Raw genomic sequence first — 24,114 nt, forward strand, 5'->3', positions numbered from 1 at the left:
TTTTTTGCCGGGCACTAAGGATAAGCGTAAACGTTTTCCTTTGCACTCATTTCCGTAAAAAATTGAGGGCGCCGCGGCGCCCTGGAGATTAATTGGTAAAGGGGATGACAATCTCGCCCGGCTTCACCTCTATGCCTTTGGCGTATTTCTTCGCCAGCGCTTCACCGGTGCTGGCGTCCTCACGCAGGACATAGGCAGGCTGCTGGCTGAAGTAACTGCGCAGCGACTGATTCAGATAGGGGAGCAGGGCCTGAATGACCGACTGCAGTTTCTCGGGCGCCACTTTGGCATCCACCACCTCCATTTCCTGCAGGAAGATGGCGCCTTTCTCTCTGTCAAAGGTTGGCAGCGCTTTGAGCTTCAGATCGATCGTCGCTTTCTGCGTGCCGAACAGGGAGTTCAGGTCGACGTTAGCGATCCCGGTCAGCGTGACTTTGCCCGGCTCCTCGCGCCCGATGGCGCTGGTGAGGTTCTGCAGTTCGATATGGGCGTCGGCAACGCCTTTCAGACCAATATCTTTGGCAAAATGGTTTCGCTTCTGCAGGGCCTGGTTAATCTCCTGCTCGCTTACTGTGTATTGGGTCAGCTGATTACAGCCGCTCAGCAGGCCGCTGACAATCAGCGCGGCGGCGATCAAAATCTTTTTCATGGGGGTCCTCTGGCTCATATCTTCATTCATCCTGACACAAAGCATCATGACCTGTCAGCACCCTCGATACCAGCAGAATAGGCTGAAAGCAGGAGAAACCGCCGCCGCGCGCATCAGGTCCGCGGCTCCAGCATGCCGGAGGCAGAGCGTTTCGGACTAAACTGCCACCACAGCGCCAGGAAGGTGATAACCCCGATGGCCCCGAGCATCAGCCACGGCAGCTCGGGCTGACCCGCGGCCTTACCGGCATCGAACAGCCAGCCGCCGCCCGCATATCCCAGCGCGCCGCCAAAGGCGAGCCCCAGGCGGCTGAAGCCCATATAGCTGCCGCGCGCCCGGGCGTCCGCCAGCGAGGCGCCCAGCGTCTCCCGGGCGGGTTCGGCAATGATGGAGCCGATGTAAAACAGGCAGATCAGGGTAAACAGCTGTTGCAAACTGCTGGTCATGCCGATGGGGAGCATGGCCAGAGTCATCACCAGCAGACCGGCCATCAGCCGGTGCTCAAGGCGAAAACGTTTTTCGCTCCAGCGGGCAATGGGATAGAGCAGGGTCAGCGAAATGGTGGCTTCGATGGCATACATCCACTTCACGGCGGCCGGCGAGCCGGCGATGTCATTCACCATGATCGGCAGCATCAGCATCACCTGCACCGCCAGCATGTAATAGCCCGTCAGCGTCAGGACATAGGTGACGAAGCGCTTGTCCCGCAGCACCCGGCCCAGCCCCTCGCGGATCGGCGTTTTCACCGTCGAGAGCTTCCATGCCGGCAGATACCAGGCGTTAAATGCCGCGCAGGCGATAAACAGCGCGGCGCCGGCGCTGCACACGAGGCGGAAATCATACTGCAGCAGCCAGCTGCCCAGCAGCGCGCCAATCACCGCGCCGGCGCTATCCTGCATCATCAGGATGGAGAAAAAGCGGCCGCGCTGATGCGGGCGCACCAGCTTAACCACCAGCGCCGCCCGCGGCGGATCGAACAGCGTGCCGCCGAGCCCGGAAAGTATGCACGAGAACCACAGCACCCACGGCTCATGGGCGACGGCCATCGCCGCGAAGCCGCCTGCGCGCATCAGCATACCGGTGACGATCATCGGTTTGGCGCCGAAGCGGTCGGCGATAGCGCCGCCAAAGATACCTAATCCCTGCTGCACCAACTGGCGCAGGCCGAGCGCGATGCCGACCATCAGCGCCTCCCAGCCCATCTGATCGACAAAGCGGATGGAAATCAGCGGGAAGACGACAAAAAAGCCCAACACGACCAGCATGTTATCGACTAACAGGAAATATTTACCCAGGCTCCTTGCCTGCGAGACGCGGGACATTTCCCCTCCAGGGAAAAATAGAGATAAGCGTGGATATTCTGCGGGCAATCTGCTGCTTTTCCCAGCGCCCTTGCGACAATATTTTTTTATCAAAATGCAAGTTCGATTGAGGCTATTCATCGAAAAGAGGAGATGGCGCAGAAAATGGTATGTTGCTGTTTTCACACCGTCGCGCAGGACAGGTATAGTGAGGGCAGCAAGAATGAAGTCAGGGGGACTGAAAAGGAAATGTTTGGCTATCGCAGTAACGTGCCGAAGGTGCGTTTGACGACGGACCGGCTGGTGGTGCGCCTGGTTCACGATCGTGACGCCTGGCGTCTGGCCGATTATTACGCCGAGAATAAGGCGTTCTTAAAACCCTGGGAGCCGGTTCGTGACGACAGCCACTGCTATCCTTCCGGATGGCAGGCGCGTCTGTCGATGATCGCCGAGTTTCATAAACAGGGGTCTGCTTTTTATTTCGCGCTGCTCGATCCGGAGGAAAAGGAGATCGTCGGCGTGGCGAACTTTTCCAACGTGGTGCGTGGATCATTCCATGCCTGCTATCTCGGCTACTCTATTGGCGAGAAGTGGCAGGGGCAGGGGCTGATGTTTGAAGCGCTGACGTCGGCGATTCGCTATATGCAGCGTACGCAGCATATTCATCGCATTATGGCCAACTATATGCCGCATAATCAGCGCAGCGGCGCGCTGCTGGCGCGGTTGGGGTTTGAAAAAGAGGGTTACGCCAAAGATTACCTGCTGATCGACGGGCAGTGGCGTGACCATGTATTGACGGCGCTAACGACGCCGGACTGGTCAGCGGGACGTTAAGGAGAGAGGATGAAATATCAGTTAACCGCGCATGAAGCGCGCGTCATTGGCTGTCTGCTGGAAAAGCAGGTCACCACGCCCGAGCAGTATCCGCTGTCGGTGAACGCCGTCGTGACCGCCTGCAATCAGAAAACCAACCGCGAGCCGGTGATGTCGCTGAGCGAAGGCGAGGTCCAGACGCTGCTGGATACTCTGGTGAAACGCCACTATCTGCGCACGGTCAGCGGATTCGGCAATCGGGTAACCAAGTATGAGCAGCGCTTTTGCAACTCCGAATTTGGCGATCTGAAGCTCAGCGCCGGCGAGGTGGCGGTGGTGACGACGCTGCTGCTGCGCGGCGCCCAGACGCCGGGTGAATTACGCAGTCGGGCGCAGCGGATGCATGAGTTCAGCGATATGGCGGAAGTGGAAAGCGTGCTGGAAGGTCTGGCGACCCGCGAAGATGGTCCCTTCGTTGCCCGTCTGCCCCGGGAGCCGGGAAAACGGGAAAGCCGCTATATGCATCTGTTTTGCGACGAGATGGACACGCTGATCACGACGGTGGAAGCACTCGCGCCGCTGGAAGAGGATGACGATCTGCGAGCCAGGGTTGAAGCGCTGGAAGGCGAGGTGGCGGAGCTGAAAGCGCGCCTCGATTCGCTGTTACACCATCTGGGGGACTAAAACGTGGGGACAAGATTGCGCATCGGAGTGGTTGGCTTAGGCGGCATTGCGCAGAAAGCGTGGCTGCCGGTGCTGGGGGCGGCGGAAAGCTGGACGCTGCAGGCGGCCTGGTCGCCGGGAAAAGAGAAGGCGCTGCGGGTCTGCGAAACCTGGCGGATCCCCTACGCTGAATCACTGGATGCTCTGGCGGCGCAGTGCGATGCGGTTTTTGTCCATACGTCGACGGCTTCACATTATGAAGTGGTGAATCATTTGCTGAATGCCGGGGTTCATGTTTGCGTGGACAAACCGCTGGCGGACAAGCTGAGTGAGGCGGAGATGCTGGTCGAGCTGGCGGCGCGGCGGCGTCTGACGCTGATGGTCGGTTTCAATCGACGCTTCGCGCCGCTCTATCGGGAGCTGAAGGGACGGCTGGGCGAGGCGGCCTCGCTGCGGATGGATAAGCACCGCAGCGATAGCGTGGGCAACGATCTGCGCTTTACCCTGCTTGATGACTATCTGCACGTGGTGGATACCGCGCTATGGCTGGCCGACGGTCAGGCGCGTCTGCGCGGTGGCGCGCTACAGATCACTCCGCAGGGCGAGATGCTCTATGCCGAACACCAGTTCAGTTCGCCCCGACTGCAGGTCACCACCAGCATGCACCGCCGCGCAGGCAGCCAGCGCGAGTGGGTGCAGGCGGTGACGGATGGCGGGCTATATGCCGTCAGCGAGATGCGCGAATGGCAGGAGGAGTGCGGTCACGGCGTGGTCCAGCGCCCGGTCGCCGGCTGGCAAACCACCCTGGAGCAGCGCGGCTTTGTCGGCTGCGCGCGCCATTTTATCGAATGCGTGCAAAATCAGACCGTTCCTGAAACTGCAGGCGAACAGGCGCTGCTGGCTCAGCGGGTGGTCGACAAACTCTGGCGCGACGCCATCAGCGAATAATCCGTTGTAACAACTGACAGTAGTAATTCATGTTGAACCCGGTAGACTATCGCCACTTTCCAGCGCCCGCATTTGCGGGCGTTTTACTCCAGGGTTTGGAATAACAGCGTAATGAACCTTTTAAAATCACTGGCGGCCGTCAGTTCGATGACCATGTTTTCGCGCGTGCTGGGCTTTGCCCGCGATGCGATTGTGGCGCGCATTTTTGGCGCCGGGATGGCGACCGACGCCTTTTTCGTCGCCTTCAAACTGCCTAATCTGCTGCGGCGTATTTTTGCCGAAGGCGCCTTCTCGCAGGCGTTTGTGCCGATCCTTGCCGAATATAAAAGCAAGCAGGGCGAAGATGCCACCCGGGTGTTTGTCTCGTATGTCTCCGGATTGCTGACCCTGGCCCTGGCGATCGTCACCGTTATCGGGATGCTGGCGGCGCCGTGGGTGATCACCATCACCGCCCCCGGGTTTGCTGATACCGCCGATAAATTTGCGCTGACCACCCAATTGCTGCGCATTACCTTCCCCTATATTTTGCTGATCTCCCTGGCCTCGCTGGTGGGGGCGATCCTCAATACCTGGAACCGCTTCTCGGTGCCGGCCTTTGCGCCGACGTTCCTTAACGTCAGCATGATTGGCTTTGCGCTGTTTGCCGCGCCGTACTTCCATCCGCCGGTGCTGGCGCTGGCCTGGGCTGTCACGGTCGGCGGCGTGCTGCAGCTGGCCTACCAGCTGCCGCACCTGAAGAAGATTGGCATGCTGGTCCTGCCGCGCATCAATCTGAAAGATGCCGGCGCGATGCGGGTGGTGAAGCAGATGGGCCCGGCGATCCTCGGCGTGTCGGTAAGCCAGATCTCCCTTATCATCAATACCATCTTCGCTTCGTTTCTCGTGTCGGGATCGGTGTCGTGGATGTACTATGCCGACCGCCTGATGGAGTTTCCGTCCGGTGTTCTGGGGGTGGCGCTCGGCACTATCCTGCTGCCCTCGCTGTCAAAAAGCTTCGCCAGCGGTAATCATGACGAGTATTGCCGGCTGATGGACTGGGGGCTGCGTCTCTGCTTCCTGCTGGCGCTGCCGAGCGCGGTGGCGCTGGGGATCCTCGCTAAACCGCTGACCGTGGCCCTGTTCCAGTACGGCAAATTTAGCGCCTTTGATGCGGCGATGACCCAGCGCGCGCTGGTGGCTTATTCCGTGGGGCTCATGGGGCTTATCGTGGTGAAGGTGCTGGCGCCGGGGTTTTATTCCCGTCAGGACATCAAGACCCCGGTCAAGATTGCCATTGTCACCCTGATTATGACCCAGGTGATGAACCTGGCGTTTATCGGCCCGCTGAAGCATGCGGGTCTGTCGCTGTCCATCGGTCTGGCGGCCTGCCTGAACGCTGCGCTGCTTTACTGGCAGTTGCGTAAACAGAAAATTTTCACCCCCCAACCGGGCTGGCTGGCCTTCCTGCTGCGTCTGATTGCTGCGGTGCTGGTCATGGCCGCGGCGCTGCTGGGCGTCATGCATCTCATGCCGGAGTGGTCGCTGGGGACGATGCCGTTCCGTCTGATGCGTCTGCTGGTGGTGGTGATCGCCGGAGTGGTGGCTTATTTCGCCACGCTGCTGCTGCTGGGCTTCCGCGTGAAAGAGTTTGCCCGTCGTACAGCGTAAGCGCTTGAATGGGAATAGATGAACCCGCTTCGCCTCAGGCGAAGCGGGTTTTTTTTATGATGCGCGGCGTTCGGCTGCAACGATACGGGCATTCTCCAGCAAGCGGATCGCCAGGGCGATCGCCCCGCTGACCACCGCCAGGGTAACCACCCCGTTCCAGCCGGCCAGTACGTAAAGCTTGCTGCCCAGCACCGACCCCAGCGACATCCCAATGAAGACCACGGTAAACAGCAGAGCGTTCAGGCGGCCGCGGGCCTGTGGCTCAAGGCCATACACCAGGTTCTGATGCGCCACCAGGCTTGACTGCAGGCCAAGGTCGAAGCCAATCGCCGACAGGGCAATCAGCGCCAGTTGGGCGTGCAGTGGCAGCAGCGGCAGTATAAACATCAGGGCGAAGGAGACGGTGACCAGCGCCGCCCCCATTTGCGTCACTTTACCGGCGCCAAATTTATCGGCCAGTCCGCCGGCCAGCGGCGCGGCCAGCGCCCCGGCGGCCCCGGCGATACCAAAGCCGCCCGCTACCGCGCTGCCCATGTGATAGTGTTCGGAGAGCATCACCGCCAGCGTCGACCAGAAGGCGCTGAAGGCGACAGAGAGCGCCCCCTGAGCCAGCGCAGCGCGGCGTAGCGCCGGGTAACGCTGCCACAGATGCGCCATCGAGGCCATCAACTGCGGATAGCTCAGCGTCGAGTGAATGGCGAAGCGCGGCAGCACCCGCCACATCACCAGGCCAATCAGCGCCACGCTGACCGCCGCCGCCTGATACATCACCCGCCAGCCGAACACTGCGCCCACCACGCCGCTGACCGTCCGGGAAAGCAGGATCCCCAGCAGCAGCCCGGTCATCACCGTGCCCACCATTTTTCCCTGCTTGCCCGCCGGGGCGAGGATCGCCGCCGCCGGGACGATATCCTGCGCCATGGTCGCCGCCATACCGATCAGCAGACTAACCACCAGCAGTGAGCTGAGCTGGCCGGTGAGGCTGCACAGCAGCAGCAGGAGCGCCAGCAGCGCGCTTTTCACCAGGATCAGCCGGCGGCGATCGTGGCGGTCGCCGAGCGGAAGCAGGAACAGAATGCCGAGCGCATAACCCGCCTGCGTCAGGGTAGGGACCAGACCCATACCTTCTACCGTCAGGTGGAGATTGGCGCCCATCAACGGCAGCAGCGGCTGCGCGTAGTAGATAGAGGCGACGCTAAAGCCAGCGCCGAGCGCGAGAATGAAGATAATCCAGCCTGCGTCGCGGGCGGAAAGAGAAGTCGGTGTCATGATCAGTGCCTCGTGTATGCGATGGGGCTATTTTTCCCTGAACGCGGCTGGCGCGGTAGCCGGGCTGGTGGTAAAACGGTTATACGTAGCACGTATAGGCAAAAGAAGAATGAAAAGACAGGAGCGTATAGACCGCATTGAGCTGATGCGCACTTATATCCGCATTGTGGAGACCGGGTCTCTCTCCGCCGCGGCGGGACAGATGGATACCACTCAGGCGACCGTCAGCCGCCGCCTGCAGTCCCTTGAAGGGCTGCTGGGGGTCAAGCTGATCCTGCGTACCACCCATGCGATGAAGCTCACTGACGATGGCGAACGCTGCTACCGTCACGCTCGCCAGCTGGTGGATGCCTGGCTGGCGCTGGAAGATGACCTGCGTATTGCCGACGATCGGCCGGTAGGGGTGCTGCGGGTGAGGGCACCGCACGCTTTTGGCCAGCAGCAGCTGCTGGGGCCGCTGGTCGCCTTTCTCCAGCGTCATCCGCAGCTGTCGGTGGAGTGGATGCTGAATGATAATACTGTCGACTTTCTCAGCGATAATATCGACTGCGCCATCCGCGTGGGGGCGGAGGTGGATCCGGCCACGGTCTCCGTGCTGCTGGCGGAAGTGCCGCGCTGCGTGGTGGCCTCTCCTGAACTGCTGGCGAAGTACCCGCCGTTAACCTCGCTGGAGGCGTTATCCGGCCTGCCGTGGATCGCCATTAACACCTTTTATCAGCATGAGGTACGGCTCCGACATCAGGTAAGCGGGCAGATCGTCTCCACGGCGATTACCCCCTGTCTGAGCACCGACAGCCTGTACGTCGCGCGCAATACCGCGCTGGCGGGTCTGGGGGTGGCGATGGTGTCCAGCTGGACGGTGGCGGAAGATCTTGCCGCCGGAAGGTTGACAGAGCTGTTCCCGCAGTGGCGCCCCGCCTCGCTGCCGGTCCATCTGGTCTATCCCTGGGCGCGCTATTATCCGACGCGGCTGCGTAAGTTCCTCGACCTGATGCGGGAGATCATGCCGGACCTCGCCGGCATGCAGCCTCCGCAAAGCGCATAAAAAAAACCGGCCAGGAGGCCGGTTTTTTTATTTAGCACGCTTACTCGACGGGCTGTGGGCGGGTCGGTTCAGCGGTGGCTTTATGGGTCGCGCTATGACCGCCGGCGGCGCCTTTACCTTCAAAGGCGAATGGCGGCCGCACCCAGGTGCTGTGGCGCGGTGCTTCCGGGACATAGTCCGGCGCTGGCGCACGGGTCATTGGCGCGGTGGCATGGCGATGACTCGCCACCACTACCGGCTTGCTCACCGGTGGCTCGGCTTTGACCGGCTCGACAGGCGCTGCTTCGACAACCGGTGCTTCAACCACAGTTTCCGCCGCCGGGGCGATGGTTTCCACTGGCGCTTCAACGACAGGCGCCGTTTCCACCACTTCAGGTTCTACCACCACCGGCTCGGCGTCGATCGTCACTGGCGCGATAGCCTGAGGCGCTTCGACAGCCGGCGCTTCGGTGACCAGCTCCTGCGGCGCAGGCTCGACGGCTGCTGGCGCGACAACTTCCGCAGCATCAACGACCACCGGCTCGGCGGCCGCGACCGGCTCGACGACCACAGGCTCAGCGGTAACCGGCTCCATGGTTGCCGGCTCGACGGTGACCGGCGCAGCGGTAACGGTTTCAACGACGGCAACCGGGGCCGCGACGGCCGCGACGGTTTCCACGACGTTGTCGTCCTGAACCTGAACCTCTTCCGGCTGCTGGTCCTGCGGACGAACCACCGGGTAGCGGATCCAGACTTTACCGGAAGCCATCTCCGGCGATGCGCAGGCCACGGTCAGCGGCATTGGCGACTGGGTCGGATAGCGTTCGTCACGATAGCGACGACGACGCTGACCGCTGACGCGCAGGTGACGCGGGGAACGACGTGAACGACGCGGCATACCGTTCGCTTCACGGGATTCGCCATTTTCGTCCTGGTCCGCCACGCTCTCCACGACTGCTGGCAGCTCGGCTTTCACCGGCTCGCTGCGAGGAGCGATAACTTCCGCCACTACGGCTTCTGGCTCGATCTCGGCAACCTGCTCAACGACAGCGGACTCGACGCGTACTTTCTGTGCCAGCTGGCGCGGTTTACGACGCGGCAGGGTCTGCACACGCTCTTCCTGCTCCGTCTCCTGCACTACCGGCTCTTCGCGTGTCTGCGCTTTGGCTTCCTGCTGCGCCTGACGTTTGTCGTCATTGCGGCGGCGGGTGCGTTCGCGGCGCGGCTGCTGCTCGTCACGAGATTTCGCTTTTTCCGCGTCGTCACCTGAGGTCTGGCGAACATCACGGGCTTCCACGTTCTGCGACGGCTTCTCGCGACGGTTGCGACGGTTCTCTTCACGCGATTCGCGCGGTTCACGGCCTTCGTTATTCTCGGCACGCGCGTCGCGGTTATCACGGTTGTCGCGATTATCACGATTGTCGCGATTGTCACGACGGTCGTTGCGATCGCGGCGGTTGTTGGCGCGCGGTTTACGGCGCTCCTGCTGACGCTCTGGTTTTTCTTCCGCTTTCTTCTCGACCTGAACTTCAGCCGGTTTGGCCTCTTCGGCGCCAGAGAAGATATTCTTCAGCGCGCTGAAGAAGCGCGAGAGCAGGCCAGGCTGCGCCGGTGCGGCGGCCGCGACCGGGGTCGCTGCGGCGACAGGCGCGGCGGCTGGCTCTTCGAGCATCGGGGCCGGCGGCGCGTCAGGCATGACAAAAGCGGCCAGGGCCGGTTGTTCCGGACGTTTCCGTTCTGCCGGCTCATCGTCGCCCGGCAGCGCCATCTCTTCTTCATGCAGCTTCGGCAGCAGGTAGCTCAGCGTTGAGGTCTCTTCACCTTTGCGCACGCGCAGGACGGAGTAGTGCGGCGTCTGCATTTCGTCGTTTGGCACGATGATCACGCGCACATCGCCCTGACGGGATTCAATAGCGCTCACCGCGGCACGTTTTTCGTTCAGCAGATAGGAGGCGATCGGTACCGGAACGATGGCATGAACTTCTTTGGTGTTCTCTTTCAGCGCTTCTTCTTCAATCAGACGCAGAATAGAGAGCGACAGCGATTCGTTATCACGCACGGTGCCGGTGCCGGAGCAGCGCGGGCAGACGTGGTGGCTGGATTCGCCCAGCGACGGACTCAGGCGCTGGCGGGACATCTCCAGCAGGCCGAAGCGCGAGATATGGCTGATCTGAATGCGCGCCCGGTCCTGACGGACGGCTTCGCGCAGACGGTTCTCCACGGCGCGCTGGTGGCGAACCGGAGTCATATCGATAAAGTCGATAACGATCAGGCCGCCGAGGTCGCGCAGACGCAGCTGGCGGGCAATCTCGTCAGCCGCTTCGAGGTTGGTGTTGAACGCCGTCTCTTCGATATCGCCGCCGCGGGTAGCGCGGGCGGAGTTGATATCGATAGCGGTCAGCGCTTCAGTGCTGTCGATGACGATAGAGCCACCGGACGGCAGACGGACTTCACGCTGGAAGGCGGACTCAATCTGGGATTCGATCTGGTAATGGCTGAACAGCGGGATTTCACCGGTGTACAGTTTGATTTTGCTGCTGAAATCCGGACGACCCAGCGCGGCGATATGCTGGCGCGCCAGCTCAAGCACTTTCGGGTTATCGATCAGGATTTCGCCGATATCCTGGCGCAGGTAGTCACGGAAGGCGCGTACAATAACGTTGCTTTCCTGGTGGATCAGGAACGGCGCCGGACGGCTTTCCGCGGCTTTCTGAATCGCTTCCCAGTGTTTCAGACGGAAGCTCAGGTCCCACTGCAGGGCTTCGGCGGATTTGCCGACGCCAGCGGTGCGAACGATAAGGCCCATGCCGTCCGGAAGCTCCAGGCTCGCCAGCGCTTCTTTCAGTTCGGTACGGTCGTCGCCCTCGATACGGCGGGAAATTCCCCCCGCGCGCGGGTTGTTCGGCATCAGTACCAGATAGCTGCCCGCCAGGCTGATAAAGGTGGTGAGCGCAGCGCCTTTGTTGCCGCGTTCTTCTTTATCAATCTGCACGATAACTTCCTGACCTTCACGCAGTACGTCTTTGATATTAGGACGACCATGCGCATTGTAGTTGGCGGGGAAGTATTCGCGGGCGATTTCTTTGAGGGGGAGGAAACCATGACGCTCGGCGCCGTAATCAACAAACGCGGCTTCAAGGCTGGGTTCAATGCGGGTGATCTTGCCTTTGTAGATGTTCGCTTTTTTCTGTTCGTGCCCGGGGCTTTCGATATCCAGGTCGTACAGGCGCTGCCCATCAACAAGGGCGACGCGCAACTCTTCCTGCTGAGTTGCGTTGATTAACATTCTTTTCATCGTAACTTACTCATTATTCTTACATTGACGACTAAGCTGCGGGCAGAGTAATGCCTTTCCGGGGGAAAACCGATGGCCTCGTGTCTGGTTCACGTCGCCAACCTCACGGTTGTCGCGCGCTTAAGAGGCGCAGAGTGTCGGTCGCCTGTGTTTCAAACGGAAACACAGCGCAATTATTCAGGGGAACAGCCTGGGATGTATCACCAGAGAATATTCCATTTATACTCGTCGTCTTTCGCGTTGCAGGCATGATGGCTTAACCTGCTCACCTCGATCGGTTGATCCAGATGAGCTCCCGGGAGTCCCGGAGTTGACGCCTTCCTGCGACTTGAAATCCATAGAGCCTGTACCGGTAAGGACTGCAACCCGCAGCCCGCTAACTGTCTGAAAGATCACAACGTCTTACGCCATTGCTGCGTGGGCGATCGGTCAGACAAAATTGGTCATTCCGCTAATGTCTTGTTCTAACAAGATGCAATACGGAAAACGGTCTCATTATTCCATTGCTAACCTTGTTATAGCAAGTTGACTTTCACCTTTTATCACCCGGTTACTCACAGTTTTATCACCTGCCCATACAGATTGTTCTAATAACAAACAATATGGCGGTCAGGCAAACCGTGAAAACAGGATAATGATAAATATAAGCATATAAAAATGAGTGGCGCTAATGCGTCCGGCTATTTAGAATCGCGCACCATGAAAACTGAGACCCCAACCGTAAAAATGGTTGCCATTGCTGCTGATGAAGCGGGGCAACGTATCGACAACTTTTTGCGTACGCAATTGAAAGGCGTACCGAAGAGCATGATTTATCGCATCCTGCGTAAAGGCGAGGTGCGGGTGAATAAAAAACGCGTGAAGCCGGAGTATAAGCTGGAAGCGGGCGATGAAGTCCGTATCCCGCCGGTGCGCGTGGCGGAGCGTGAAGAAGAGGCGGTATCGCCGCATCTACAGAAAGTCGCAGCGCTCTCTGAGGTGATCCTCTATGAAGACGATCATATTCTGGTCCTCAATAAGCCTTCCGGCACTGCGGTACATGGCGGCAGCGGCCTGAGCTTCGGGGTGATTGAAGGGTTGCGCGCCCTGCGCCCGGAGGCGCGCTTCCTTGAGCTGGTGCATCGACTCGACCGCGATACTTCAGGCGTGCTGCTGGTGGCGAAAAAGCGCTCGGCGCTGCGTTCGCTGCACGAGCAACTGCGCGATAAAGGCATGCAGAAAGACTATCTGGCGCTGGTGCGCGGCCAGTGGCAGTCGCATACCAAAGTAGTGCAGGCCCCGCTATTGAAGAACATTCTGCAGAGCGGGGAGCGAATTGTCCGCGTGAGTCAGGAAGGCAAGCCGTCAGAGACGCGCTTTAAAGTGGAAGAGCGTTATGAATTCGCCACGCTGGTGCGCTGCAGTCCGGTCACCGGGCGCACCCATCAGATTCGCGTTCATACCCAGTATGCCGGCCATCCTATCGCCTTTGACGACCGCTATGGCGACCGCGAATTTGATAAGCAACTCTCAGGTACCGGCTTAAACCGCCTGTTCCTCCACGCTGCTGCGCTGAAGTTTACCCACCCGGGGAGCGGGGAGGTGATGCGCGTTGAGGCGCCGCTGGATAACCAGCTGAAGCACTGTTTACAGGTGCTACGGAAGAGCAAATAAGCGCAACGGCGGAATCAGTTCCGCCGTTTTTTTGGCCTTAGCCTAACAGCGGGTTGTCGTTTTCGCGGCGCAGCATCTGACACAGCGCGATTAAGGGTAACCCGACCAGCGTATTCGGATCGCGACCTTCCAGCCGTTCGAACAGCGTAATGCCTAACCCCTCGCTCTTGAAACTCCCGGCGCACTGCAGCGGGTTCTCTTTGCGCACATAGCCTTCGATCTCTTTATCGCTGAGATGGCGGAAGTGGACGTCAAAGGGCTCGCATTCGGTTTGCAGATGACCGCTGGCGGAGTTATACAGCGCCAGGCCGGTATAAAAGGTGACGATTGACCCGCTGGCCTTTCTCAACTGCCTGCGAGCATTTTCCTCGGTGTGCGGTTTACCGGTGATCTCACCGTCCAGTACGCAAACCTGATCGGAGCCTATAATAAGGTGATTGGGGTAGCGCGAGGCCAGGCTCTGCGCTTTGGCCTGCGCCAGCCGGGTGACAAGCTGACGCGCGGATTCTTCAGGACGGGGCGTTTCGTCGACGTCAGGCGCCGCGCATTCAAACGGTAATCCCAGTTTTTCCAGCAGCATGCGCCGCCAGGGAGAGGTTGACGCCAGGATAAGTTCAGACATATTTTTTCATCCACATATAGCGCTTCGCAGAGCATCATCTTAAACTATGCGCCGCAATGTGTGCGAATAAATGGCAAAAGGCAACCTGAGGCTGCCTTTTTCTTTGACTCTATGACATTACAAAGTTAATATGCGCGCCCTATGCAAAAGGTAAAATTACCCCTGACTCTTGATCCGGTACGCACGGCTCAAAAACGCCTTGATTACGAAGGCATCTATGCCCGCGATCAGGTTGAACGTGTAGCCGATTCTGTAGTCAGCGTGGACAGCGATGTGGAATGCAGCATGTCGTTCGCTATCGATAACCAGCGTCTCGCCGTCATTACAGGCGATGCGAAGGTAACGGTAACCCTCGAATGCCAGCGTTGCGGGAAACCGTTCTCCCATCACGTCCACACCACGTATTGTTTTAGCCCCGTCAGAAATGACGAACAGGCCGAAGCACTACCGGAAGCGTATGAGCCGATTGAGGTTAACGAATTCGGTGAAATCGACCTGCAGGCAATGGTCGAGGATGAAATTATCCTCTCCCTGCCCGTAGTTCCGGTGCATGATTCTGAACACTGTGAAGTGTCCGACGCGGACATGGTCTTTGGCGAACTGCCTGAAGAGGCACAAAAACCAAACCCATTTGCCGTATTAGCCAGCTTAAAGCGTAAGTAATTGAGGAGTAAGGTCCATGGCCGTACAACAGAATAAACCAACCCGTTCCAAACGTGGCATGCGTCGTTCCCATGACGCGCTGACCGCAGTCACCAGCCTGTCTGTAGACAAAACTTCTGGTGAGAAACACCTGCGTCACCACATCACTGCCGACGGTTTCTACCGCGGTCGCAAGGTTATCGCTAAGTAATCACGCGATACTCGCAGGATTTCCCGTTGCAGGCCATGGCGGGCGTGCGCGTACCTGGACACTCGGTTAACCCGGTAACCAGAAGCGTCAATGCCCGGATTGTTGCGTCTGCAGCGTGAAAATTCGCGGGTGCCAGCGTGATGAAGCTTAGTGAGGACTCCCCGGGCAACTGGGGAATCACCGAACCGGGCAGCGACGATACCTTGACACGTCTAACCCTGGCGTTAGATGTCATGGGGGGCGATTTCGGCCCATCCGTGACAGTGCCTGCAGCACTGCAGGCACTGAACTCTAATTCGCAACTCACACTTCTTTTAGTCGGCGATCCCGACGCCATCACGCCATTACTCGCCAAAGCTGACTTCGAACAACGTTCGCGTCTGCAGATTATTCCTGCGCAGTCAGTTATTGCCAGTGATGCGCGACCCGCACAGGCTATCCGCAGCAGTCGCGGAAGCTCAATGCGCGTGGCGCTGGAGCTTGTGAAAGAAGGGCGGGCGGAAGCCTGCGTTAGCGCCGGCAACACCGGCGCGCTGATGGGCCTGGCGAAACTGCTGCTCAAACCGATTGAAGGTATTGAGCGGCCGGCGCTGGTGACGGTTCTGCCACACCAGCAGAAGGGCAAAACCGTGGTGCTGGATCTCGGCGCCAACGTCGACTGCGACAGCACGATGCTGGTGCAGTTCGCGGTGATGGGCGCGGTGCTGGCGGAAGAGGTGGTCGGCATTGCCAATCCACGCGTCGCCTTGCTGAACATCGGCGAAGAAGAGATGAAAGGCCTCAGCAGCATCCGCGATGCTGCCGCAGTGCTCAAAACGCTGCCTTCCCTCAACTACATCGGCTATCTTGAAGCCAATGAACTGTTGACCGGAAAAACCGATGTGCTGGTTTGTGACGGATTCACGGGCAACGTCACATTAAAAACCATGGAAGGTGTTGTCAGAATGTTCCTTTCACTGCTGAAATCTCAGGGAGAGGGCAAAAAACGGTCGTGGTGGCTGCTGTTACTAAAACGTTGGTTACAAAAAAGCCTGGCGAGGCGATTCAGTCACCTCAACCCCGACCAGTATAATGGCGCCTGTCTGTTAGGATTGCGCGGTTCCGTGATCAAGAGTCATGGTGCTGCCAATCAGCGCGCCTTTAGCGTCGCGATAGAGCAGGCAGTGCAGGCGGTGCAGCGGCAAATTCCTCAACGGATCGCCGCGCGCCTGGAATCTTTATACCCAGCTGGTTTCAAGCTGCCGGAAAGCGACAGTGACGTGAACGCCCGACAGCAAAGCGGGACGAATGGACACCACTGACGCCGCGGCGGTTGAACGAGGCGGGTATATTACCCAAGAGTGACTGAGCGTACATGTATACGAAGATTATTGGTACCGGCAGCTATCTGCCCGAGCAAGTGCGTACAAACGCCGACCTGGAAAAAATGGTAGAGACCTCTGACGAGTGGATTGTCACCCGCACAGGTATCCGTGAGCGTCGTATTGCCGCAGCGCATGAAACAGTTGCTACGATGGGCTTTGAAGCCGCAAAGCAGGCGCTGGCGATGGCGGGCGTGTCCGCGGAGCAAATTGGTCTGATCATCGTTGCGACCACCTCCGGCACGCACGCGTTTCCGAGTTCGGCTTGCCAGATTCAGTCTATGCTGGGCGTCAAAGGCTGCCCGGCGTTTGACGTCGCGGCCGCCTGCGCCGGTTTCACCTATGCGCTGAGCGTCGCCGATCAGTATGTGAAAAACGGCGCGGTGGATTATGCGCTGGTCGTTGGCGCTGATGTGCTGGCGCGCACCTGCGATCCGGCCGATCGTGGGACGATTATTATTTTCGGCGATGGCGCCGGCGCGGTGGTGCTGGGCGCCTCCGAAGAGCCTGGCATTATCTCGACGCATCTGCATGCTGACGGTAGCTATGGCGAACTGCTGACCCTGCCGAACGCCGATCGCGTCGATCCGGAAAATCCGATCTATCTGACGATGGCCGGTAATGAAGTCTTCAAAGTGGCGGTCACCGAGTTAGCGCATATCGTTGATGAGACGCTGGCCGCGAACAATCTTGAACGTTCAGCGCTGGACTGGCTGGTGCCGCATCAGGCAAACCTGCGGATCATCAGCGCGACGGCGAAGAAACTGGGCATGTCGATGGATAACGTCGTAGTGACCCTCGACCGCCATGGCAACACCTCCGCGGCGTCAGTCCCTTGCGCGCTGGATGAGGCCGTCCGCGATGGCCGCATTCAACGTGGGCAGCTGATTTTGCTGGAAGCCTTTGGTGGCGGTTTCACCTGGGGTTCCGCGCTGGTTCGTTTTTAGTATAAGGATTTAAACATGACGCAATTTGCTTTTGTGTTCCCGGGACAGGGCTCTCAGGCCGTAGGCATGCTGGCCGATATGGCGGCGACCTGGCCGGTCATTGAAGAGACCTTCGGTGAAGCTTCCGCAGCGTTGGGTTACGATCTGTGGGCGCTGACGCAACAGGGCCCGGCAGAAGAACTGAATAAGACCTGGCAGACCCAGCCGGCGCTGCTGACCGCCTCCGTGGCGCTGTACCGCGTCTGGCAGCAGCAGGGCGGCAAAGCGCCGGCACTGTTGGCAGGCCACAGCCTTGGCGAATACTCCGCGCTGGTTTGCGCGGGCGTTATCGCTTTCGCTGACGCCGTTCGCCTGGTTGAACTGCGCGGCAAATTCATGCAGGAAGCCGTACCGGAAGGTACCGGCGCCATGTCAGCGATTATCGGTCTGGACGACGCGGCTATCGCCAAAGCCTGTGAAGACTCGGCCGAAGGGCAGGTCGTCTCTCCGGTGAACTACAATTCCCCGGGACAGGTGGTTATCGCTGGTCACAAAGAGGCCGTCGAACGCGCAGGCGCCGCCTGTAAAGCCGCGGGCGCTAAACGCGCGCTGCCGCTGCCGGTGAGCGTGCCCTCCCACTGTGCGCTGATGAAGCCCGCTGCGGAAAAACTGGCGCTTGAGCTGCAGAACATCACCTTCAACGCGCCGACGATTCCGGTGGTAAATAACGTCGACGTGAAGTGCGAAACCGCGCCGGACGCCATTCGCGACGCGCTGGTACGCCAGCTGTATAGCCCGGTTCAGTGGACCAAAACCGTTGAGTTTATGGCTGCTCAGGGCGTCACGCATCTGTATGAGGTTGGCCCGGGTAAAGTCCTCACCGGCCTGACCAAACGTATTGTTGACACCCTGACCGCTTCCGCGCTTAACGAGCCGGCGGCGATGTCTGCGGCGCTTGAGCAATAAAAGAGGAAAACCATGAGTTTTGAAGGAAAAATCGCGCTGGTTACCGGTGCAAGCCGCGGTATTGGCCGCGCCATCGCTGAAACGCTCGTCGCCCGCGGCGCGAAAGTTATCGGTACTGCGACCAGCGAAAGCGGCGCGCAGGCGATCAGCGACTATTTAGGCGCCAACGGTAAAGGTCTGATGTTGAATGTGACCGACCCGGCATCTATTGAATCTGTTCTGGAAAATGTGCGCGCAGAGTTTGGCGAAGTGGATATCCTGGTTAATAATGCCGGGATCACTCGCGACAACCTGTTAATGCGCATGAAAGATGACGAGTGGAACGATATTATCGAAACCAACCTGTCATCGGTTTTCCGTCTGTCAAAAGCGGTAATGCGCGCTATGATGAAAAAGCGTCATGGACGTATTATCACTATCGGTTCTGTGGTTGGTACCATGGGAAATGCGGGTCAGGCCAACTACGCTGCGGCGAAAGCGGGTCTGATCGGCTTCAGTAAATCACTGGCGCGTGAAGTTGCGTCACGCGGTATTACTGTAAACGTTGTTGCTCCGGGCTTTATTGAAACGGACATGACGCGTGCGCTGACCGATGAGCAGCGTGCGGGTACGCTGGCGGCAGTTCCTGCGGGGCGCCTTGGCACCCCAAATGAAATCGCCAGCGCGGTGGCATTTTTAGCCTCTGACGAAGCAAGTTACATCACTGGTGAAACCCTGCACGTCAACGGCGGAATGTACATGGTCTGACCGAGATTTGTGCAAAACGTTCAGGAACCGCGCACTTCGCACGGTTCTGTGTGCGGTTTTGTGCGAAAAGATTTGCGTTCTTAGGGCAAACGGCCTCAAAATAGCGCAAAATCGTGGTAAGACCTGCCGGGATTTAGTTGCAAATTTTTCAACATTTTATACACTACGAAAACCATCGCGAAAGCGAGTTTTGATAGGAAATTTAAGAGTATGAGCACTATCGAAGAACGCGTTAAGAAAATTATCGGCGAGCAGCTGGGCGTTAAGCAGGAAGAAGTTACCAACAATGCTTCCTTCGTTGAAGACCTGGGCGCTGATTCTCTTGACACCGTTGAGCTGGTAATGGCTCTGGAAGAAGAGTTTGATACTGAGATTCCGGACGAAGAAGCTGAGAAAATCACCACCGTTCAGGCTGCCATTGATTACATCAACGGCCACCAGGCGTAAGTGAACATCTCCAGGCGGTCATTCGACCGCCTGAGTTTTATCTTTTTTTTGTCCCACAAGAATCTATTTTCCCTCCCTGGAGGACAAACGTGTCTAAGCGTCGTGTAGTTGTGACCGGACTGGGCATGTTGTCTCCTGTCGGCAATACCGTAGAGTCTACCTGGAAAGCTCTCCTTGCCGGTCAGAGTGGCATCAGCCTGATCGACCATTTCGATACTAGCGCCTATGCAACGAAATTTGCTGGCTTAGTAAAGGATTTTAACTGTGATGACATCATCTCGCGCAAAGAGCAGCGCAAGATGGATGCCTTCATTCAATATGGAATTGTCGCTGGCGTTCAGGCCATGCAGGATTCTGGCCTTGAAGTGACGGAAGAGAATGCTACCCGTATTGGCGCCGCGATCGGCTCCGGTATTGGCGGCCTCGGCTTGATCGAAGAAAACCACAGTTCGCTGGTCAACGGCGGACCGCGTAAGATCAGCCCATTCTTCGTTCCCTCCACAATTGTTAACATGGTGGCCGGGCATCTGACCATCATGTTTGGTCTGCGTGGACCAAGTATCTCCATCGCGACCGCCTGTACTTCAGGCGTGCACAACATCGGTCAGGCTGCGCGCATCATCGCCTATGGCGATGCCGATGCGATGGTGGCAGGCGGTGCGGAAAAAGCCAGTACCCCGCTTGGCGTGGGCGGCTTTGGCGCAGCGCGGGCGCTCTCCACGCGCAATGACAACCCGCAGGCGGCAAGCCGTCCGTGGGATAAAGATCGCGACGGCTTCGTGCTGGGCGACGGCGCGGGCATGGTGGTGCTGGAAGAGTACGAGCATGCGAAAAAACGCGGCGCGAAAATCTACGCCGAGATCGTCGGCTTCGGCATGAGCAGCGATGCTTACCACATGACGTCACCGCCGGAAGATGGCGCGGGCGCCGCGCTGGCGATGGTGAATGCCATTCGCGATGCGGGCATCGAACCGGGCCAAATCGGCTACGTCAATGCCCACGGCACCTCGACGCCGGCTGGCGATAAAGCGGAAGCTCAGGCGGTTAAGTCTGTCTTCGGCGATGCGGCGAGCCGCGTACTGGTGAGCTCCACCAAATCCATGACCGGGCATCTGCTGGGCGCGGCAGGGGCGGTAGAGTCGATTTACTCTATCCTGGCGCTGCGCGATCAGGCGGTTCCGCCGACGATCAACCTCGACAACCCGGATGAGGGCTGCGACCTCGACTTCGTTCCGCACGAAGCGCGTCAGGTTTCCGGTATGGAGTACACCCTGTGCAACTCCTTCGGCTTCGGCGGCACTAACGGTTCGCTGATCTTCAAAAAAGTGTGACAGGGCTTGCCCCGGTACTGCTTTAACAAAAGGCCCGTTCGTCGGGCCTTTTTTATTCGGCTTTCTCCGCTTGTCCTCTGCTCCGTGTCCTGAGACACTCACCGACCTGTGAAAAGGAGTCCTTTATGTTCTTGATAAATGGCGTTGAACAGGACACGCTGGCGGCGAACGATCGCGCCGTCCAGTTTGGCGACGGTTGTTTTACCACCGCCCGTATACAGCACGGGCAGGTTGCGTTACTGGACGCGCATCTGCAGCGTTTGCAGACGACCTGCGAAAAATTACGCATCCCATTTGACGACTGGCTGACGTTGAGCGACGAGATGCAGCGTCTGGCTCGGCCGCACGCCCAGGGTGTGCTTAAGGTGGTCCTCACCCGCGGCGTCGGGGGGAGGGGATACAGCACGGCGGGCTGCGCGTCGCCCACCCGCATTCTGAGCGTCTCTTCGCTTCCGGCGCACTACGCGCGCTGGCGGGAGGAGGGCATTACCCTGACCCGGAGCCCGGTGACCCTGGGGCGCAACCCCTGGCTGGCCGGTCTGAAGCATCTTAACCGTCTGGAGCAGGTGCTGATCCGCTCTCATCTTGAACAGACGGACGCCGATGAGGCGCTGGTCCTTGACAGTGACGGGTGGCTTACGGAATGCTGTGCCGCGAATTTATTCTGGCGTCAGGGACGGGATGTCTTTACTCCGCGACTCGATTATGCCGGGGTCAACGGCATAATGCGGCAGCGTTGTATCGCGCAGCTGGCACCATCGACGTTTCGCGTTGTCGAAGTGACAGCGCGTCCCGAGACGTTGCGGGAGGCCGATGAAGTGCTGATCTGCAATGCGCTTATGCCGCTGGTGCCGGTTCGTCGCTGGGAGGAGACCGTCTGGTCCTCTCGCGAGCTTTACCATTTTTTAGCCCCTTTGTGTGAGCTGTCTGGTTAGTATGAAGAAAATGTTACGTTTTATCCTGTTGCTGGTCGTGCTGTTGGGCATCGCCGCGGCGGCAGGAATGTGGAAGGTACGCCAGCTGGCGGACAGCAAGCTGCTGATTAAAGAAGAGACCATCTTTACCCTCGAAGCCGGCACCGGCCGGCTGGCGCTGGGGCAGGATCTCTATCGCGAGAAGGTGATCAATCGTCCGCGCGTGTTCCAGTGGCTGCTGCGGATGGAGCCTGAGCTGTCTCACTTCAAGGCCGGGACCTATCGCTTCACGCCGCAAATGACGGTACGCGAAATGCTGCAGCTGCTGGCCAGCGGCAAAGAGGCGCAGTTTCCGCTGCGCTTTGTCGAAGGCATGCGCGTCAGCGACTACCTTCGTCAGCTGCGCGATGCCCCCTACGTGAAGCACACGCTTGAAGACGATAGCTACGCGACGGTGGCTAAGGCTTTAGGTCTTGACCACGCCGACTGGGTGGAAGGTTGGTTCTGGCCGGATACCTGGATGTACACCGCCAATACCAGCGACATCGCCATCCTCAAGCGCGCGCATCAGAAAATGGTCACCGAAGTGGCGAAGGTCTGGGAAGGACGGATGGATAATCTGCCCTATGACGATCAGAATCAGCTGTTGACCATGGCCTCGATTATTGAGAAAGAGACCGCGGTGGCGGAAGAGCGCGATCGCGTCGCGTCGGTGTTTATCAACCGCCTGCGCATCGGCATGCGTTTACAGACTGATCCAACGGTGATCTACGGGATGGGCGAAGGGTATAATGGTAAGTTAACGCGTAAGGATCTGGAGACGCCGACCGCGTACAATACCTATACCATCAGCGGCCTGCCGCCAGGCCCTATTGCGGTGCCGGGCGAAGCGTCGCTGAAGGCGGCCGCCCATCCGGCGAAAACGCCATACCTCTATTTTGTCGCCGACGGGAAAGGGGGCCATACGTTTACCACAAACCTGGTCAGCCATAACCGCGCGGTGCAGGACTATCTGAAAGTACTTAAGGAAAAAAATGCGCAGTAACTATATCGTCATCGAGGGGCTGGAGGGCGCCGGGAAGACCACCGCACGTCAACTGGTGGTGGAGACGCTGCAGTCGGCAGGTATTCACGATATGGTGTTTACCCGTGAGCCGGGGGGCACAATCCTTGCCGAAAAACTGCGTAGCCTGGTGCTGGATATCCAGTCCACGGGCGATGAAGTGATTAACGATAAAGCGGAAGTGCTGATGTTTTACGCGGCGCGCGTCCAGCTGGTGGAGACCGTGATTAAGCCTGCTCTGGCTCGCGGCCAGTGGGTGATCGGCGATCGTCACGATCTCTCCACTCAGGCCTATCAGGGCGGCGGCAGGGGGATTGACCGCACGATGCTGGCGACGCTGCGTGACGCCGTTCTCGGCGATTTTCGACCTAATTTGACGCTGTACCTCGACGTCACGCCGGAAGTGGGGCTGCGGCGCGCCCGCGCCCGCGGAGAACTGGATCGCATTGAGCAGGAGTCCATGAACTTCTTCAATCGTACCCGCGCGCGCTACCTTGAGCTGGCCGCGGCGGATCCTTCTATCCGCACGGTGGACGCGACGCAGCCGCTGGATGCCGTCGCGCGCGATATTCGCGCCACGATCGTCCAGTGGATGGCGGAGCAACCGGCATGAAATGGTATCCGTGGCTGCGCCCCTCGTTCGAGCAACTGGTCGGTAGCTATCAGGCCGGACGAGGCCACCACGCCTTACTGTTACAATCCCTGAGCGGGATGGGCGGCGAGGCGTTGATGTATGCGCTGTGCCGCTTCCTGATGTGCCGCCAGCCCGAAGGGCATAAAAGCTGCGGTCACTGCCACAGCTGCCAGCTGATGCAGGCCGGTACGCACCCCGATTACTACCCGCTGAGCCCCGAGAAAGGCAAGAGCGCGCTGGGTATTGACGCGGTGCGCGATGTCAACGACAAGCTCTATGAGCGCGCGCGCCTCGGTGGGGCGAAGGTGGTATGGATTAGCGATGCCGCCTTGCTGACCGATGCCGCCGCCAACGCGTTGCTGAAAACGCTGGAGGAGCCGCCGGAAAATACCTGGTTCTTCCTCGCCTGCGAGGAGCCGGCGCGTCTGCTGACTACTCTGCGTAGTCGCTGCCGCCTGCACCACCTGTCGCCGCCGACGGAATCTTATGCCCTGGCCTGGCTGGAGCGTGAGGTGAACCTGCCGCAGGAGGCGCTGCTGACCGCGTTACGTCTGTGCGCCAGCGCGCCGGCCGCCGCGCTTGAGCTGCTTAAGGAGCCGCAGTGGACGGCGCGACAGCAGCTGTGTCAGGCGCTGGCGACCACGCTGGCGAGCGGTGACTGGCTGGCGCTGCTGCCAATACTCAATCATGAACAGGCGGCGGTTCGCCTGCACTGGCTGGCATCGCTGCTGGTCGATGCGCAAAAACGACAGCAGGGAATTGCCCTGGTGAGTAATCCGGATGTCTGGCCGCTGCTGGAGCAGCTGGCGCATAGTCTGCCCGCCTCCCGGCTGCAGGCGATTGCCCATGACGTCTGTACCTGCCGCGAGCAATTGCTGAACGTCGTCGGCGTCAACCGCGAACTGCTGCTCACCGAGCGCCTGCTGCGCTGGGAACATAACCTGCAACCCGGGACGGTTTTACCCGTCTCCCACCTCTGAGTGAGACA

23 protein-coding genes are annotated in these 24,114 nt (G+C 59.2%); 18 read left to right on the forward strand and 5 right to left on the reverse strand.

The window, feature by feature from the left end:
* Positions 1–88 precede the first annotated feature (88 nt).
* Both QLG03_RS02335 and mdtH read right to left on the reverse strand, forming a co-directional pair.
* Positions 89–649, reverse strand: a complete 561-nt coding sequence (locus QLG03_RS02335) for a lipoprotein (RefSeq protein WP_004204546.1) — start codon at positions 647–649, stop codon at positions 89–91.
* Between the two features lie 113 nt (positions 650–762).
* A complete protein-coding gene (mdtH, locus tag QLG03_RS02340) occupies positions 763–1,971 on the reverse strand; it encodes a multidrug efflux MFS transporter MdtH (protein WP_274578619.1) in 1,209 nt (402 codons plus the stop codon).
* A gap of 228 nt (positions 1,972–2,199) precedes the next feature.
* On the opposite strand from mdtH, the gene rimJ reads away from it, so the two are divergent.
* From rimJ to murJ, 4 genes are all read left to right on the forward strand, one after another.
* On the forward strand, positions 2,200–2,784 hold the full coding sequence (gene rimJ, locus QLG03_RS02345) for a ribosomal protein S5-alanine N-acetyltransferase (RefSeq protein WP_017900738.1): 585 nt from the start codon (positions 2,200–2,202) through the stop codon (positions 2,782–2,784).
* A gap of 9 nt (positions 2,785–2,793) precedes the next feature.
* On the forward strand, positions 2,794–3,447 hold the full coding sequence (locus QLG03_RS02350; RefSeq protein WP_023289129.1) for a YceH family protein: 654 nt from the start codon (positions 2,794–2,796) through the stop codon (positions 3,445–3,447).
* 15 nt (positions 3,448–3,462) lie between these two features.
* Positions 3,463–4,374 (forward strand): Gfo/Idh/MocA family oxidoreductase, encoded by a 912-nt coding sequence (locus tag QLG03_RS02355; protein WP_072096704.1) that lies wholly within the window; start codon positions 3,463–3,465, stop codon positions 4,372–4,374.
* 111 nt (positions 4,375–4,485) lie between these two features.
* Positions 4,486–6,021: a murein biosynthesis integral membrane protein MurJ gene (gene murJ / locus QLG03_RS02360; protein WP_023289131.1), complete on the forward strand. Its 1,536-nt coding sequence runs from the start codon at positions 4,486–4,488 to the stop codon at positions 6,019–6,021.
* Between the two features lie 54 nt (positions 6,022–6,075).
* Here the strand turns inward: murJ and QLG03_RS02365 are convergent, their stop codons facing one another.
* A complete protein-coding gene (locus tag QLG03_RS02365) occupies positions 6,076–7,290 on the reverse strand; it encodes an MFS transporter (RefSeq protein WP_255987227.1) in 1,215 nt (404 codons plus the stop codon).
* A gap of 16 nt (positions 7,291–7,306) precedes the next feature.
* Between QLG03_RS02365 and QLG03_RS02370 the strand changes: the two genes are divergently transcribed.
* Positions 7,307–8,335 carry a LysR family transcriptional regulator gene (locus tag QLG03_RS02370; RefSeq protein WP_072096710.1) on the forward strand — a complete coding sequence of 343 codons (1,029 nt, stop codon included), beginning with the start codon at positions 7,307–7,309 and terminating at the stop codon, positions 8,333–8,335.
* Positions 8,336–8,375: 40 nt separating this feature from the next.
* Here the strand turns inward: QLG03_RS02370 and rne are convergent, their stop codons facing one another.
* Positions 8,376–11,609 (reverse strand): ribonuclease E, encoded by a 3,234-nt coding sequence (gene rne, locus QLG03_RS02375; protein WP_255987228.1) that lies wholly within the window; start codon positions 11,607–11,609, stop codon positions 8,376–8,378.
* A 699-nt stretch (positions 11,610–12,308) separates the two neighbouring features.
* On the opposite strand from rne, the gene rluC reads away from it, so the two are divergent.
* On the forward strand, positions 12,309–13,262 hold the full coding sequence (gene rluC / locus QLG03_RS02380; RefSeq protein WP_012542245.1) for a 23S rRNA pseudouridine(955/2504/2580) synthase RluC: 954 nt from the start codon (positions 12,309–12,311) through the stop codon (positions 13,260–13,262).
* Between the two features lie 37 nt (positions 13,263–13,299).
* Here rluC and QLG03_RS02385 read toward each other — a convergent pair whose 3' ends face one another.
* A complete protein-coding gene (locus QLG03_RS02385; protein ID WP_023289135.1) occupies positions 13,300–13,884 on the reverse strand; it encodes a nucleoside triphosphate pyrophosphatase in 585 nt (194 codons plus the stop codon).
* 141 nt (positions 13,885–14,025) lie between these two features.
* On the opposite strand from QLG03_RS02385, the gene yceD reads away from it, so the two are divergent.
* The 12 genes from yceD (at position 14,026) to holB (ending at position 24,106) form a co-directional block, all read left to right on the forward strand.
* Positions 14,026–14,547: a 23S rRNA accumulation protein YceD gene (yceD, locus tag QLG03_RS02390; protein ID WP_017900733.1), complete on the forward strand. Its 522-nt coding sequence runs from the start codon at positions 14,026–14,028 to the stop codon at positions 14,545–14,547.
* Between the two features lie 16 nt (positions 14,548–14,563).
* Complete coding sequence (rpmF, locus tag QLG03_RS02395; protein WP_000290724.1) at positions 14,564–14,737, forward strand: 50S ribosomal protein L32; 174 nt, start codon at positions 14,564–14,566, stop codon at positions 14,735–14,737.
* 203 nt (positions 14,738–14,940) lie between these two features.
* A complete protein-coding gene (plsX, locus tag QLG03_RS02400) occupies positions 14,941–16,038 on the forward strand; it encodes a phosphate acyltransferase PlsX (protein WP_255987965.1) in 1,098 nt (365 codons plus the stop codon).
* A 53-nt stretch (positions 16,039–16,091) separates the two neighbouring features.
* Entirely contained in the window at positions 16,092–17,045 is a 954-nt protein-coding gene (locus QLG03_RS02405) for a beta-ketoacyl-ACP synthase III (RefSeq protein WP_002899288.1), read from the forward strand.
* A gap of 15 nt (positions 17,046–17,060) precedes the next feature.
* Complete coding sequence (gene fabD / locus QLG03_RS02410) at positions 17,061–17,990, forward strand: ACP S-malonyltransferase (protein ID WP_048334680.1); 930 nt, start codon at positions 17,061–17,063, stop codon at positions 17,988–17,990.
* 12 nt (positions 17,991–18,002) lie between these two features.
* Positions 18,003–18,737 carry a 3-oxoacyl-ACP reductase FabG gene (gene fabG, locus QLG03_RS02415; protein WP_002899294.1) on the forward strand — a complete coding sequence of 245 codons (735 nt, stop codon included), beginning with the start codon at positions 18,003–18,005 and terminating at the stop codon, positions 18,735–18,737.
* Between the two features lie 210 nt (positions 18,738–18,947).
* Positions 18,948–19,184, forward strand: a complete 237-nt coding sequence (gene acpP, locus QLG03_RS02420; RefSeq protein ID WP_000103754.1) for an acyl carrier protein — start codon at positions 18,948–18,950, stop codon at positions 19,182–19,184.
* 89 nt (positions 19,185–19,273) lie between these two features.
* On the forward strand, positions 19,274–20,515 hold the full coding sequence (gene fabF, locus QLG03_RS02425; protein ID WP_002900666.1) for a beta-ketoacyl-ACP synthase II: 1,242 nt from the start codon (positions 19,274–19,276) through the stop codon (positions 20,513–20,515).
* Positions 20,516–20,640: 125 nt separating this feature from the next.
* The gene (gene pabC / locus QLG03_RS02430; protein WP_023289139.1) at positions 20,641–21,450 is read left to right on the forward strand and encodes an aminodeoxychorismate lyase; all 810 of its coding nucleotides are present in this window, start codon (positions 20,641–20,643) and stop codon (positions 21,448–21,450) included.
* 1 nt (position 21,451) lies between these two features.
* Positions 21,452–22,474: a cell division protein YceG gene (gene yceG / locus QLG03_RS02435; RefSeq protein ID WP_023289140.1), complete on the forward strand. Its 1,023-nt coding sequence runs from the start codon at positions 21,452–21,454 to the stop codon at positions 22,472–22,474.
* On the forward strand, positions 22,464–23,105 hold the full coding sequence (tmk, locus tag QLG03_RS02440) for a dTMP kinase (protein WP_023289141.1): 642 nt from the start codon (positions 22,464–22,466) through the stop codon (positions 23,103–23,105). Before yceG ends, tmk begins: the two co-directional genes overlap by 11 nt.
* Entirely contained in the window at positions 23,102–24,106 is a 1,005-nt protein-coding gene (holB, locus tag QLG03_RS02445; protein ID WP_282473565.1) for a DNA polymerase III subunit delta', read from the forward strand. The genes tmk and holB overlap by 4 nt, the downstream gene beginning before the upstream one ends.
* Positions 24,107–24,114: the final 8 nt, after the last annotated feature.

Origin of the sequence: Klebsiella sp. V115_8, assembly GCF_029967715.1 — a bacterium.
GTDB lineage: Bacteria > Pseudomonadota > Gammaproteobacteria > Enterobacterales > Enterobacteriaceae > Klebsiella > Klebsiella quasipneumoniae.